12 protein-coding genes and 1 riboswitch are annotated in these 13,621 nt (G+C 69.3%); of the genes, 4 read left to right on the top strand and 8 right to left on the bottom strand.

Annotation, left to right across the window (positions count from 1 at the left end; genetic code table 11):
• A complete protein-coding gene (cobO, locus tag RN629_RS13775; RefSeq protein ID WP_407035737.1) occupies positions 1-600 on the bottom strand; it encodes a cob(I)yrinic acid a,c-diamide adenosyltransferase in 600 nt (199 codons plus the stop codon).
• Complete coding sequence (cobU, locus tag RN629_RS13770; protein WP_407035719.1) at positions 600-1,124, bottom strand: bifunctional adenosylcobinamide kinase/adenosylcobinamide-phosphate guanylyltransferase; 525 nt, start codon at positions 1,122-1,124, stop codon at positions 600-602. The genes cobO and cobU overlap by 1 nt, the downstream gene beginning before the upstream one ends.
• A gap of 27 nt (positions 1,125-1,151) precedes the next feature.
• Between cobU and RN629_RS13765 the strand changes: the two genes are divergently transcribed.
• From RN629_RS13765 to RN629_RS13755, 3 genes are read left to right on the top strand one after another with little or no spacing between them, the layout of a single operon-like run.
• Positions 1,152-2,141 carry a threonine-phosphate decarboxylase gene (locus RN629_RS13765; protein WP_407035718.1) on the top strand — a complete coding sequence of 330 codons (990 nt, stop codon included), beginning with the start codon at positions 1,152-1,154 and terminating at the stop codon, positions 2,139-2,141.
• Positions 2,134-3,072 carry an adenosylcobinamide-phosphate synthase CbiB gene (cbiB, locus tag RN629_RS13760; RefSeq protein WP_407035717.1) on the top strand — a complete coding sequence of 313 codons (939 nt, stop codon included), beginning with the start codon at positions 2,134-2,136 and terminating at the stop codon, positions 3,070-3,072. Before RN629_RS13765 ends, cbiB begins: the two co-directional genes overlap by 8 nt.
• Positions 3,060-4,514 carry a cobyric acid synthase gene (locus RN629_RS13755; RefSeq protein WP_407035716.1) on the top strand — a complete coding sequence of 485 codons (1,455 nt, stop codon included), beginning with the start codon at positions 3,060-3,062 and terminating at the stop codon, positions 4,512-4,514. The genes cbiB and RN629_RS13755 overlap by 13 nt, the downstream gene beginning before the upstream one ends.
• On the opposite strand, the gene cobS is transcribed toward RN629_RS13755, so the two are convergent.
• The 6 genes from cobS to RN629_RS13725 all read right to left on the bottom strand — a co-directional run bounded on the left by cobS (position 4,499) and on the right by RN629_RS13725 (position 13,028).
• Positions 4,499-5,215 carry an adenosylcobinamide-GDP ribazoletransferase gene (gene cobS / locus RN629_RS13750; protein WP_407035715.1) on the bottom strand — a complete coding sequence of 239 codons (717 nt, stop codon included), beginning with the start codon at positions 5,213-5,215 and terminating at the stop codon, positions 4,499-4,501. The two genes, RN629_RS13755 and cobS, sit on opposite strands and share 16 nt — an antisense overlap.
• Complete coding sequence (locus RN629_RS13745) at positions 5,212-5,769, bottom strand: histidine phosphatase family protein (RefSeq protein WP_407035714.1); 558 nt, start codon at positions 5,767-5,769, stop codon at positions 5,212-5,214. Before RN629_RS13745 ends, cobS begins: the two co-directional genes overlap by 4 nt.
• Complete coding sequence (cobT, locus tag RN629_RS13740) at positions 5,766-6,776, bottom strand: nicotinate-nucleotide--dimethylbenzimidazole phosphoribosyltransferase (RefSeq protein WP_407035713.1); 1,011 nt, start codon at positions 6,774-6,776, stop codon at positions 5,766-5,768. The genes RN629_RS13745 and cobT overlap by 4 nt, the downstream gene beginning before the upstream one ends.
• The gene (locus tag RN629_RS13735) at positions 6,773-7,180 is read right to left on the bottom strand and encodes a DUF1636 domain-containing protein (protein ID WP_407035712.1); all 408 of its coding nucleotides are present in this window, start codon (positions 7,178-7,180) and stop codon (positions 6,773-6,775) included. Before RN629_RS13735 ends, cobT begins: the two co-directional genes overlap by 4 nt.
• Positions 7,181-7,274: 94 nt before the next feature.
• A riboswitch (cobalamin riboswitch) is annotated at positions 7,275-7,460 on the bottom strand.
• 187 nt (positions 7,461-7,647) lie between these two features.
• A complete protein-coding gene (locus tag RN629_RS13730; RefSeq protein WP_407035711.1) occupies positions 7,648-9,915 on the bottom strand; it encodes a S9 family peptidase in 2,268 nt (755 codons plus the stop codon).
• Positions 9,912-13,028, bottom strand: a complete 3,117-nt coding sequence (locus RN629_RS13725; RefSeq protein WP_407035710.1) for a glycoside hydrolase family 2 TIM barrel-domain containing protein — start codon at positions 13,026-13,028, stop codon at positions 9,912-9,914. The genes RN629_RS13730 and RN629_RS13725 overlap by 4 nt, the downstream gene beginning before the upstream one ends.
• A 153-nt stretch (positions 13,029-13,181) precedes the next feature.
• On the opposite strand from RN629_RS13725, the gene RN629_RS13720 reads away from it, so the two are divergent.
• Positions 13,182-13,610 (top strand): MerC domain-containing protein, encoded by a 429-nt coding sequence (locus RN629_RS13720; protein ID WP_407035709.1) that lies wholly within the window; start codon positions 13,182-13,184, stop codon positions 13,608-13,610.
• Positions 13,611-13,621: the final 11 nt, after the last annotated feature.

The raw sequence follows: 13,621 nt of genomic DNA, 5'->3' as shown, positions 1-13,621 counted from the left end.
CTAGAACTCGATGCCCTTCTGCGCCTTCACCCCCTGTTCGCGGAAGGGGTGCTTCACCTGCGTCATGTCGGTGACGAGGTCCGCCGCCGCGATCAGCGCCTCGGGCGCGTTGCGGCCGGTGATGACGACATGGGTCATCGCGCCCTTGGCCGCCAGCACCTCCAGCACCTCGTCGACCGGCAGATAGTCATAGCGCAGCACGATGTTGAGTTCGTCCGCCACGATCAGGTCATAGGACGGGTCGGCGATCATCCGCTTCACTTCATCCCAGGCGGTGCGCGCGGTGGCGATGTCGCGGGCGCGGTCCTGCGTGTTCCAGGTGAAGCCCTCGCCCATCGCGTGGAAGTCCACCTCGGGAAAGCGCGCCAGCACCGCCGCCTCGCCGGTGGTCATCGCGCCCTTGACGAACTGGACCATGCCGACGCGCATGCCGTGCCCGACCGCGCGGATCACCATGCCCAGCGCGGCGGTCGTCTTGCCCTTGCCCTTGCCGGTATGGACGATGACCAGCCCCTTTTCGGCGTCGCGCGCGGCGACCTTGCTGTCCTGCGCGGCCTTTTTCTTCGCCATCCGCTCGGCATGTTCGGCGTCGGTGCGCATCATGTCTCTCCTGAAAGCCGCAAGGGAAGCCCCGCCACCACCAGATCGGTCGCGTCGCAGACCCGCGCCAGCCGCTGGTTGAGCATGCCTTGCGCATCGCGGAAGCGCCGCGCCAGCGCATTGTCGGGGACGATGCCGAAGCCGACCTCGTTGCTGACCAGCACCACCGGGCCGGGTGTGTCGCGCAGCGCGGCGACCAGTGCGTCGCCCGCCGCCATCAGGTCCTGCTCGCCCAGCAACATGTTGCTCAGCCACAATGTCAGGCAATCGACCAGCAGCACGCGGTCGGCGCGGCCATGGTCGCGGATCGCGTCCGGCAGGGCGAGCGGGGCTTCCACCGTCGCCCATCGTTCGTCGCGGTCCGCCTGGTGTCGCGCGATCCGGTCGCGCATCTCGTTGTCCCAGGCTTGCGCGGTGGCGATGAAGCAGCCCTGCGGCGTCATCGCCTCGGCCAGCGACTGGGCGTGGCGGCTCTTGCCCGACCGGGCACCGCCAAGGACGAGGATGGTCCGGGGCTTCGTCATGGCCAGTGGCATCGCGGGAGTGGCGCTGTGACGCAAGCGGAAATGGGCGCGCTGACCCATCATGGCGGGCGGATCGATGCGGCCAAGGCACTGTTTCCCAACGCGCCCGCGCCGTGGCTGGACCTGTCGACCGGGATCAACCCGGTGGCCTGGACCCCGCCCGAGGGGTTGGCGATCGATGCCGGACCCTTGCCCGATCGCGGCGCGCTCGCCCGGCTGGAGGCGGTGGGGGCGGTGCATTTCGGCGTCGCGGCCGAGTGGGTCGCCGCCGTACCGGGCAGCGAGATGGCGCTGCGCCTCTTGCCGATGCTGGGCGTGGCGGGGCCGATCGTCGCGGTCCAGCCGGGCTACGGCACGCATGGTGCGGTGGCCTCCGCGCGGGTCGATCATGCCGCGCTGGAGCGCTGGCAGGGGCAGGCGGGGAGCCTGTTGCTGGCCAATCCCAACAATCCCGATGGCGTTCATCGGTCGCCCGCGCATCTTGCCGAACTCGCCGAACGGCAGGCGGCCGCGGGCGGTTGGTTGATCCTTGATGAAGCCTTTGCCGATGCGATGCCGCAACCCGGTTTCGCGGGCGTAGAGCGGGTGATCGTGCTGCGGTCCTTCGGCAAGTTCTTCGGGCTGGCGGGGGTGCGGCTGGGGTTCGTCATCGCTGAACCGGACTTGCTGTCGCGGCTGCGCGCGTTGCTGGGCGACTGGCCGGTGTCGAGCCATGCGATCGCATGGGGCTCTGCGGCCTATGCCGATGCCGGGTGGATCGCGGCGACCCGCATCGCGCTGGCCGAGCGGGCGGCGGCGCTGGACGCGGTGCTGGCGCGGCATGGCCTGATCGCGCAAGGGGCCTGCCCGCTGTTCCGCATGGTCGAGACGCCGGATGCCCCCGCGATCTTCGCCCGGCTGGCGGCGGCGGGGATATTGATCCGCCCCTTCGCCGATGCGCCCGAGCGGTTGCGCTTCGGCGTTCCGGCCGAGGCGGCGGAACGCGCGCGACTGGACGAGGCGTTGTCGCATGGCTGATCCCGTCGCGCTGCTTGCGCTGGCACTGGATGCGGGGATCGGCTGGCCCGACCGGCTCTATCGCTGGATCGGCCATCCGGTCGGGGCGTTCGCACGGTTCCTGAACCTCGCTGAGCGGCTGGGCAACCGGCCGCATTACCCGGCGCCGGTGCGCCGGGTGCTGGGCGTCGTCACCATGTTTCTGCTGATCGGCGTTACCGGAGTGATCGCTTGGGGACTCGACCAGGGGACGCATCTGCTGTTCGGGCGATGGGGCTGGATCGCCAGTGCCGCCCTCGCCTGGCCCGCCTTGGCGCAGCGCAGCCTGTACGTCCATGTCCGCCCCGTCGCCGAGGCGCTGATGCGCGGCGACCTCTCCGCCGCCCGTGCGCTGGTGGCGCGGGTGGTGGGGCGCGATACCGGGCGACTGGATCAGGCGGGCGTGTCGCGCGCCGCGATCGAGACGCTGGCGGAGAGTTTTTGCGACGGCATCTTCGCGCCGCTTTTCTGGCTGCTGCTGCTCGGGCTGCCGGGCGTGTGGGTGTATAAGGCGATCAACACCGCCGACAGCCTGATCGGGCATAAGGAGCCTCGCTGGCGCGCGTTCGGCTGGGCGGCGGCGCGGATCGATGACGTGGCGAACTGGGTGCCCGCGCGGATCGCGGGGGTGCTGGTGTGCGTGGCGGGGGCGGGCGGCTGGCGGGTGATGCGGCGCGATGCGCGCACCCATGCCTCGCCCAATGCGGGCTGGCCCGAGGCGGCGATGGCGGGCGCGCTGGGCATCGCGCTGGCCGGGCCTGTCGCCTATGACGGCGTGACCCAGATCAAGCCGTGGATCGGGCGCGAGGGCCGCGCCGCCATGCCGACCGACATCGTGACGGCGTTGCAGCTCTATGCCCGCGCCTGCCTGTTGCTGTGGGTGATCGCGGGGAGTGTCGCATGGCTGGTGTGATGATCCAGGGGACCGGCTCCGATGTCGGCAAGTCGGTGCTGGTGGCGGGGCTGTGCCGGGTCTTCGCCAATCGAGGCCTGCGCGTCCGCCCTTTCAAGCCGCAGAATATGAGCAACAACGCCGCCGTCACCCCCGATGGCGGCGAGATCGGCCGGGCGCAGGCGACCCAGGCGATGGCCGCGCGGGTCGCACCGCATGTCGACATGAACCCGGTGCTGCTGAAGCCGCAGGGCGACCGCACGTCGCAACTGATCGTGCGCGGGCAGGTGCGCGGGATGCTGGCTGCCGCGAACTGGCGCGAGGGGCGGATCGACCTGCTGCCCGAGGTGGTCGACTGCTATCGCCGTCTGGAGGCGGAGAGCGATCTGGTGATCGTCGAGGGGGCCGGCTCGCCCGCCGAGGTCAATCTGCGCGCCGGCGACATCGCCAATATGGGGTTCGCACGCGCGGCGGGGGTGCCGGTGCTGCTGGCGGGGGACATCGATCGCGGCGGGGTGATCGCCTCGCTGGTGGGCACGAAAGCGGTGATCGACCCGGCGGATGCGGCGATGATCCGGGGCTTTCTGGTCAACAAGTTTCGCGGCGATCCCGCGCTGTTCGCCGACGGCATGGCGACGATCGCCGAACATACCGGCTGGCGCGCGCTGGGGCTGATCCCGTGGTTGGCCGAGGCGCGGCGGCTGCCCAGCGAGGATGCGGTGGTGCTGGAACGCGCCCGTACCGGGGCCGGCGGGCGGGTGGTCATCGCCTGTCCGATCACGCCGCGCATCGCCAATTTCGACGATCTCGACCCGCTGCGGCTGGAGCCGGCGGTCGATCTGGTCATGGTCCGCCCCGGAGAGACCATTCCCGATGCGGCGATGATCGTGCTGGCGGGGTCGAAGGCGACCATCGCCGACCTTGCCTTCCTCCGCGCGCAGGGCTGGCATATCGACATCGCGGCGCACCATCGGCGCGGACGGCCGGTGCTGGGGCTATGCGGCGGATACCAGATGCTCGGGCTGGGCGTGGCCGACCCGGACGGGATCGAGGGTCCGGCGGGACGGGTCGAGGGGCTGGGGCTGCTCGATGTCGAAACCGTGCTGACCGGCGAGAAGACGGTGCGGCCGGTGACGGGCGCGGCGCTGGGCGCGGGCTTTTCGGGCTATGAGATTCACCTCGGCCGCACCACCGGCTCCGATACCGCGCGGCCGGTGGGGCATTTCGCCGATGGCCGGGCCGAGGGTGCGATGAGCGCCGACGGGCTGGTCGCGGGCAGCTATATCCACGGCCTGCTGGGCGAGGCGGGGCAGCGGGCGGCGTGGCTTGCGCGGATCGGCGTGGCGGGCGCAGGGCCGGATCACCGTGCCGATGTGGATGCCGCGCTCGACGCCATCGCTGCCACGCTGGAGGCGCATGTCGATTGCGATGCGCTTCTCAGGATCGCTCAGGACGCGGTGTAGAGCACGGCCGCAAGGAGGAGCGCTGTTTCGGTCAGCTCAATCCCCGCACCATGGACATCGCCGGACACGCCGCCCAGCTTGCGGCGGAACCACAGGCCAAGGCCGAAGATCACGAGCGGGGTGACGGCCAGGGGCGGCGCGAACAGGTCCAGCGCCAGCACGCCGACCATCCACCCGATCACGTCCCCCGGCCGCACCGCGCCCGCCACCGCAGCACCCAGCCCGTTCGGCTTCAGCGGCGGCAGGAACCGTGCCCAGACCAATGGCCCGATCCGCGCCGCCGCCGGGATCAAGGCGATCATCGCCCAGTGATCGGGCGGCACGCGGTGGAGCAGGACCAGCTTGGCGAGCAACTGTATCACCAGCACGACGACGCCGAAGCTGCCGATATGCGGGTCCGCCATCACCGACAGCAACCGCGCCCGGTCGCCATGCGCTGCGCCCAGCCCGTCCGACAGGTCCGCCAGACCGTCGAGGTGTAACGCCCCCGTCGCCCACACCCATACCGCCAGCGCCGCCAGCGCCCCGACCCACGGATCGACCCACGCGCCCAGCCAACCGGCCCCCGCCACGATCGCGCCGATCACCAGCCCCGCGACCGGATAGAGCCGGATCGCGCGCGCGAAATCGGCTTGGTCCGCCGCCACGCGCGGCATCGGCAGGCGGGTCAGGAATCCCAGCGCGACGATCAGCGGCTTCATGCCGTGACCAGCCCCGTCACCTGCGCGGTGCGCGGCGCGCCCTCCCAAATCTCCAGCGTCAACAGGCTGGAATAGGGCAGCGCGAAGCCCCAGACGGTGTGCGCATCGAAGCCGCACAGAGCCGCGAGCGCCGCGCGCATCGCCCCGCCATGGGTGACGACCAGCGTCGGTTCGGGCGGCAGCTCGGCGATCGCAGCCCCGACTCGCGCGACCAGATCGGACCAGCGTTCGCCCTCCGGCGGCGGGTTGGCGTCGGGATCGTCCCAGAAGCGCGCGCGGGCGGCGGGATCGATGCTGTCGGGGGGCAGCCCGTCCCACGCACCGAAATCCAGTTCGCGCCAGCGGGGATCGACCGTCGCCGGTCCGATCGCCTCGGCACAGGCGCGGGCGCGCGATAGGTCCGAGCTGATCCGCCGCGCGACCGCCAAACCTTCAGCGCGCGCGACGCAGGCGGCGATCCCTTGCGCCGTCGCCGGGCTGTCGGTCCGCCCCAGCATCACCCCGGTCAGTTCCGGCTCGCCATGCCGGAGCAGATGGAGCCGAAAGCGCGTCACCCCTTGGCCACCCCCGCCTCGGCAAAGGTCGCCATGCCGTCATGTGCGGCCAGCGCGGCGCGGATCACCTGCACCGCCACCGCCGCGCCGCTGCCCTCGCCCAGCCGCATGTCGAGCGACAGGATCGGCCGCAACCCCAGCCGGTCGAGCAGCCGGACATGCCCCGGCTCGGCCGAGCAATGCCCGCTCAGGCAATGCGCGGTGATCGCCGGATGGACCATGGCGAGCGGCGCGATCGCGGCGGTGCCGATAAAGCCGTCGAGCACGACCGGCACGCGCTTCCCCCGCGCGGCCAGCACCGCGCCCGCCATCGCCGCGATCTCCCGCCCGCCCAGACGGCGGAGAATCTCGAACGCGCCGGTCAAATGCGGGCGATGCAGCGCCAACCCGTCCGCCACCGCCGCCGCCTTGCGCGACAGGCCGTGGGCGTCGACGCCGGTGCCGGGGCCGACCCAGTCGGCAGGCTCCCCGCCGAAACTGGCGGCGGCGAGCGCGGCGGCGGGGGTGGTGTTGCCGATCCCCATTTCGCCCAGCACGAGCAGGTCGGCATCGCCCACCGCTTCGGCTCCGGCGGACAGCGCGGCCAGGCATTCCGCCTCGCTCATCGCGGGTGCGGTGGTGAAGTCGGCGGTCGGCCGGTCGAGGTCGAGCGGCACGATGCTCAGGTCCAGCCCGGCGGCGGCGGCCAGCGCATTGATCGCGGCCCCTCCGGCGGCGAAATTGGCGACCATCTGCACCGTCACGTCCGCCGGAAAGGCGCTGACCCCGCGACCGACGACGCCGTGATTGCCTGCGAAGATCACCGCGCGGCCGCGTTCGATCCGGGGACGCGCGCGGCCCTGCCACCCGGCGAGGAAGATCGCGATCTCCTCCAACCGGCCCAGCGAGCCGGGGGGCTTGGTCAACTGGCCCTGTCGTGTGGTCGCGGCGTCGCGCGCGGCGGCATCGGGTTCGGGCAGCGCGGCGAGCGCTGCCTCGAACGCGGTAACTGTAGGGAAGGCGCTCATTCGACGACGAATCCTTCGGGCGGGGTGCGGGTGAGGAAATGGCCCTTCACCCCCTGCGGCCATTGCTTGTACGGCACCTGTCCCCAGTCGCTGTCGGCATAGGCGCGGGCATAGTCCAGGATGGCGCGCGCGGCGTCGTCATCGGGGGCGAACTTGCCCATCACATAGCCGACCTTGCCCGGACAGCGCAGATGGACGGCGCAAAAGGACTGGCAGGCGAAGAGGCAGGGCATCTCCTCCACCGCGACACCGGCATAGGCGGGGTCGGACGCCTGCACCCGGCGCAAGGCTTCGACCAGCAGCGCGCCGCCGCGCCGTCCTTCGTCATTCTCGCGCGCATCGTCGGACAGGCGGCAGGTGTTGCAGGCGACCACGGCGGGGCCGGGGGCGGCGGGTTTCAGCATGGGTTCGGCTCGGTCACTTGGGGCACATCTCCACAAAGGCGTTGTCGTCGCGCGAGGGGGAAAGCCCCGTCCGTCCGGTACACCCTGACCGGTCGAAAGACGACCGCGACGGGCAGGTCTCCTGGCTCGCGGGTCGGGGCCGGTCCGCCGCCTTCTCGGGGACATCCCCAATGGCGTGATGGCGAACGGCTCGCCGCTTACAGTTGCAGGGGCAGCCGGGGCATCGCACCCCATTCCCTTTTGATTCCCCCAAGGGGGAACCTGTCGCGGGGGGAGCGATAGGCGTGTGGGCGGGGAGTGGCAATATCTTCCCCGATAGCGGCCCGGCGTCGGACCCTATCTCCATCAGCACCACCCCGGCGAAGGCCGGGGCCCAGATGCCATGTCGCACGTGGCGCGCCTCATAAGACGCCGAGACTGGACCCCGGCCTTCGCCGGGGTGGTGCGTTCGCTTCGGGGTATGGAACCTACTCCTCCCCGCGCAACGCCTTCAGGAAGAAGGCATATTGCCGCCGCATCGCATAGGCGACCGGCCCGGTGGTGCGTCCGGCGGTATGCTCGCCGCCGGGAATGACCAGCAGGTCGAAATCCTTGTCCGCCTTGATGAGCGCATCGACCACCTGCGTCGTGCTGGCGGGATCGACGTTGGAGTCCTGCTCGCCGACGACCAGCATCAGCTTGCCCCGCAACTGCCCCGCATGGACCACGCCAGAGGCGTCGAGATAGCTCTGGTCGACCGGATAGCCGAGCCATTGTTCGTTCCAGTCGATCTTGTCCATCCGGTTGTCGAAACACCCGGCATAGGCGACCCCGGCCTTGTAGAAATCGGGGTGGAAGAGCAGCGCATTGAGTGTGCTCTGCCCGCCCGCCGAGCCGCCATAGATGCCGACGCGGCTGATATCAGCGGCGGGGTCCTTCGCCGCCAGCGCCTTCATCCAGGCGATCCGGTCGGGAAAGCCGCTATCGGCCAGGTTCTTCCACGCGACGTCGTGAAAGGCTTTCGAGCGGTTGGCGGTGCCCATGCCGTCGATCATCACGACGATGAAGCCCAGATCGGCGAGCTGCTGCATCCCCATGACGCGGTCGCCGCCGGAAAAGCCGCCGAACGGCCAGAACGCCTTGGGGACGAAGCTGTCGTGCGGCCCGGCATAGATGTTCTCGATCACCGGATAGCGCTTCGCGGGATCGTAATCGCGCGGGCGAACGACGATGCCGTAGATGTCGGTCTTCCCGTCGCGGCCCTTGGTGGTGAAGCGCTCGGGCGGGCGGAACCCGGCGGCGGTCAGCGCGGCGATGTTGCCCTTTTCCAGCGTCTGGAGAAGGCGTCCGTCGCGCGCGTCGTGAAGCTCCATCGTCTCCGGGCTGTCGGTGCGCGAATAGACGTCGACATAGCGGGTCATGTCGGGCGAGAAGCGGACCTCGTGCGTCGCATTCTCCTTCGTCAGCCGGGTCAGGTTGCGGCCGTCGAAATCGACCCGGAACCAGTGTTTGTAATAGGGGTCTTCGCCGGGGACGAAGCCGCTGGCCGAGAACCAGATTTGTCGCTTGTCGTCATCCACTTTCGCAATGTCGCGGACGACCCATGGCCCCTTGGTGATCTGGCGGACTACCCGGCCGGTCGCGCCGTCGATCAGGTAGAGATGCCGCCAGCCGTCCCGCTCCGATGTCCAGAGGATTTCGCGGCCCAGCCCCTTCACGTCATGCGACCAGATACGGTCGCGAAAGACGAAGGTCTTCGGGCTTTCGGTCACGACGGCGTGCGCCGTGCCGGTGTCGGCATCGACCGCGATGATCCGCGCCGCGCCGAAACCGCGCTTCAGATAATCGAAGGCGAAGCTCTTGCCGTCCGCCCGCCACTCTGGGGTGGACAGGGTATAGGCATGGGCGAACAGGTCGGGGTCGATCTCGGTCCGTCGGCCGTCGGACACGCGGAACAGGACGGGTGCTTCCTGATCGACCGTGTCGCCGGGCTTGGGATAGAGTTGCTGGACGACCTCGGGCTGGATCTTGCCCGGCGGCGCGGCGAGGACACGCGTCACCATCCGGGCATAGCCGGGCCGCACCCGCTGGAGCGCGATGTACCGGCCATCGGGACTCCAGGCGATGGTTTCGGGGTCGTAGAAATTGGCGGGGCTGCCGTCCTGACTGCGCCATAGCTCCTTGCCACCCCCGGCCCTGCGCACGACCAGATTGTCGTCGAGGACCAGCGCCTCCAGCCTGCCGTCGGGCGAGCGGCGGGGGTGGTTGTCGGCCGCCACGCGCAGGTCGCGCACCACGCCGAAGCCGCGCGGGCGGGCGGGGTTTTCGGGCGGCACGATGCGGCAGACCGGCCGGGCGAGGGTGCAGCTATAGGTGACGCCGTCGTCATAGCCGATGGTGAAGCTGATTGCCTGACGGTCGGGCGCATAGGCGAAATGGTCGAACGGTAGGCGCAGCGGCGCGACCGGCTGCCCCATCACTTTGGAGAGGGCGGGGGCGAGCGTCGCGGCGTCGAAGGCCGGGGCCTTGGCGCGGGTGGCGGCGTCCACGTCGATAAAGGCGAAGCCGCCCGCCACCGTCTTGCGATAATGGAAATGCCGCCCGTCCGCATCCCATTCGGCGGAGGAGGCGATGTCGCGGGTCAGCCATTGCCATTGGTCACGCAGGGCCAGCGACCGGGCGATGCGGTCGGGCACGGTCTGCGCCGCGATCGGCGTGGCGGTCAGCAGCAGCGAGAGGGCGAACAGGCGCTTCATTGCGCGGCTCCGATCGTAAAGCGGTAGGTCAGCGGCCGGAGCGCGATGCGATAGGGCATGTGCGCCCGGCCATCGAGGTTCCATCCGGTATCGCCGCCGACCCCGGCCTGCGCCGCGTCGATCAGCAGCGTGCCGTCGCCATGCGGGGTGATGTCCGAACTATGCGCCTGTGCGGGCGGCTTCAGCGCGAGGTCGCCATAGGGGAAGGGCAGCGCGTTGACCGACAGCGGCTGCGCCCCCGTCACGCGTAATCCGGTGCCGCCGCCGGTCAGTTGCAGCCAGCGGACATCGGTCTTGTTCCCCGACTCCTGCGGGCGGGCATAGCCATGATACTGGTCGGCGAGCAGCCCGTCCCAGCGCGCGATCATCGCGCCGGTCTTGCGGTCGGCATAGCTTTCCCACGGCCCGCGCCCGAACCAGTCGACACGGGTGAATTGCTGCCCCGGCGTCGCAAAGGCGAGGCCGACGCGCAACGGATCGGGCAAGGTCGCGCGCAGCGGGGTGAAGCGGACCGTCGCGGTCGCGCTGCCGTCCGGGGCCATGGTCCAGCGGGTCTGCATCGTGACCGAGCCGACGCCCATGTCGTGATCGACCACGATCGCATTGCCGTCGCGGCGGATGGCGTCGAGGCGGCGATGCTCGGAGAAATAGCGCCACATCGCATGGCTCTTGGGTACGCCAGCGCCCACGTCATTGTCGGTCGGCGCGCGATAGAAATCGGGTGCGCCGCCGGTCAGCAGCGTCCTGCCGTCATGGGCATAGCGGCGGACGAGGCCGGTCGCACGGTCGATCTCCAGCACCGCATTCCCCGCCTTCAACATCATCGCATCGGCGCTCTCGTCCGGCGTGACCGAGCCAGCGGGGGCGGCGGTGAAGACCGGCGGGGACAGCGCGAACTGTTCCCAGCCGACGACATGGCCCGCGGGCAGCGGCGGGATCGCGCCCGCCCTGGTCCGCGCGCGCAGGATCAGCGAGCGTTCCGCCGTCGCATCGCGGGGCGCGGGCAGGGTGAAGGCGATCGGCGCGCTCTGCCCCGGCGCGACTGGCGGCGTGGCGATGGAGCCGCGCGCCGTCTCGACGCCATTCTCCAGCACCGCCCAGTCCAGCGTGAAGCGCGACAGGTCGATATGGTCGTGGCGGTTGACCACCTGCCAGCCGCCGCCCTGATGGGTGAAGGTGATCGGCGACTGGACATGCGCCATCTCATAATATTCGGGGTCGGGGGTACGATCCGACCGGATCACCCCGTCGCCGACCGGGCTGTCGTCGCCGTGCAGCCCGGCATCCTTGGGATCGGGATCATAGTCCAGGCCCTGCCCCCAATAGGGCCGGCCCTGCTTGTCCTTCCGGATCATCGTCTGGTCGACCCAGTCCCAGACGAAGCCGCCCTGCAACTTGGGATATTTCCGAAAGACGTCCCAATAGCCCTGGAAATCGCCCAGGCTGTTGCCCATCGAATGCGCATATTCGCACAGGATCAGCGGCTGGGTGAATTCGGGCCGCGTCGCATAGTCGGCCAGCTTCTCGACATCGTCATACATGGGCGCGAAAATGTCGACATAGTCGTTGGTCGGGTGCCGCCAGCCGCTCATGCTGTAACCCAGGAAGTTGATGAGCCGCGTCCGGTCATGCGCGCGGACCCATTGGGCCGCCGCCTCGAAATTGGGACCGACGCCGCTTTCATTGCCCAGCGACCAGAAGATGATCGAGGGGTGGTTGCGATCGCGCTCGACCATGCGCTGGACCCGGTCGAGATGCGCGGCGGCCCATTCGGGCTTGTGGCCCAGGTTGAGCGTCGGGTCGTTCTTTTCCTGGGTAAGGCTTAAGTAGCCGTGGCTCTCGATATTGGCCTCGTCCATCACATACAGGCCGTACTCGTCGGTGAGGTCGTACCAGCGCGGGTCGTTGGGATAGTGCGAGGTGCGGACCGCGTTGATGTTGGCGGCCTTCATCAGCTCGATATCCTTGCGCATCGTCGCCTCGGAGACGACGTGGAAGCTGTGGGGATCATGCTCGTGCCGGTTGACGCCGCGGATCATGATCCGCTTGCCGTTCACCCGCACCTCGCCACCCGCCACCTCGACCGTGCGGAAGCCGATGCGGCGGCTGGTCGCCTCGATCAGCGTGCCGTGATCGTCGAGCAGTTCGACCAGCAGGGCGTAGAGATTGGGGGCCTCGGCGCTCCACGTCTTCACGCCCGGAATCTCGGCGGTGATCGTCGCGGTGGTGCCCGCCGGTGTCGCGGTCCGGGTGAAGACGGTGCGCTTGCCGTCGAGCAGCGTCGCGCGCACGCTCGTCGCCCGCGTCGCGCCCGCCAGATCGACGGTCGCCGACAGCGTGCCGTCGCGATAGTCATGGGTCAGGCCCGCATCGATTGCCAGATCGCGGATATGCGTCTGCGGCGCGGCATAGAGGGTGATCGACCGCTCGATCCCGTTGACCCGCCAGAAGTCCTGATCCTCGAGATAGCTGCCGTCCGAAAAGCGATAGAGTTCGATCGCGATGGTGTTCTTGCCCGGCCGGGCGGCGCGGCTGATGTCGAATTCGGCGGGGAGCTTGGAGTCCTCGGAATAGCCGATCCGCTGGCCGTTGACCCAGAGATAATAGGCCGCACCCGCCGCGCCGACGGTCAGCAGCAACTGGCGCCCGGCGAAATGCGCGGGGACGGTGAAGTCGCGGCGATAGGAGGCGACCTCGTTCAGCCGGTGCGCGATGAACGGCTGGTCGCGCGGGAAGGGATAGCCGCTGCCGACGAAGACCGGGCGGCTCAACCCCTCGGCCTGGAGGATGCCGGGGACGGCGACGCTCGCCCAGGTCGAGACGTCGTGATCGGGGCGCTCGAAACCGATGGGGCGCGCCTCGGGATTGGGGGACATGTGCAGCTTCCACATCCCGTCGAGCGACAGGTGGTAGCGCGACCGGGCGACATCGCCCGACAGCGCCGCCATGCGGCTCTCGAACCCGGCGAAGCTGCTGTGCATCGGTTCCGCGCCGATCCGGTCGATGGCGGGGTTTTCCCATTCCGGCCGGGGCACGGGCGGTGTCTGCGCCAGCGCGCCGCTGGCGAACAGCGCCGTCACACCCGCGCGGAAGGTCCATCGCCTGATCGCCATCGCCCCTCTTTCATTTCGTTCGACATGAGCAAGGTATATTATACGGAATACAATTTAAGGACATGTCTAAATTTTTGTCACTTGCCAAGTATGATATGAAGTATCACTGGTAGCCATGGTGCGGCTGGGCGACGACGGGCGAGGATGAAGACCATGGATAGTCGAACGGACGCTAACGCGGTGATGGCAAGGCCGATCGCGCGCAATGGGGGGCTTGGCTGGGATGGTCTGGCGATTTCGGCCTCGACCCTGTGCCTGTTCCATTGCCTTGCCCTGCCGGTGCTCATCGCCTTTCTGCCGTCGATCGCCGAATGGGCCGATATGGGCGAGACCTTCCATATCGCGATGCTGGCCATCGCCTTTCCGCTGAGCGGCCTGACCCTGTGGCGTGGCTGGCGGCGGCATGGCGGGATGCGGCCTCTCCTGCTGGGCTTCGCCGGACTCGGCCTGTTGCTGTTCGGTGTGATGTTCGAAGGGGAGCGCATCGGCACCCTGCTGACCGTCGCGGGCGGCATCACTCTGGCGGCCGCCCATCTCGCCAATCTGCGCGCGGCCCGACTTTCCTACCTCACCTCGCTTTGAAACGGAGTTTT

Source organism: Facivitalis istanbulensis (assembly GCF_040560405.1).
Taxonomy (GTDB): domain Bacteria; phylum Pseudomonadota; class Alphaproteobacteria; order Sphingomonadales; family Sphingomonadaceae; genus Sphingomonas; species Sphingomonas istanbulensis.
This window is presented reverse-complemented; position numbering and strand designations above follow the sequence as displayed.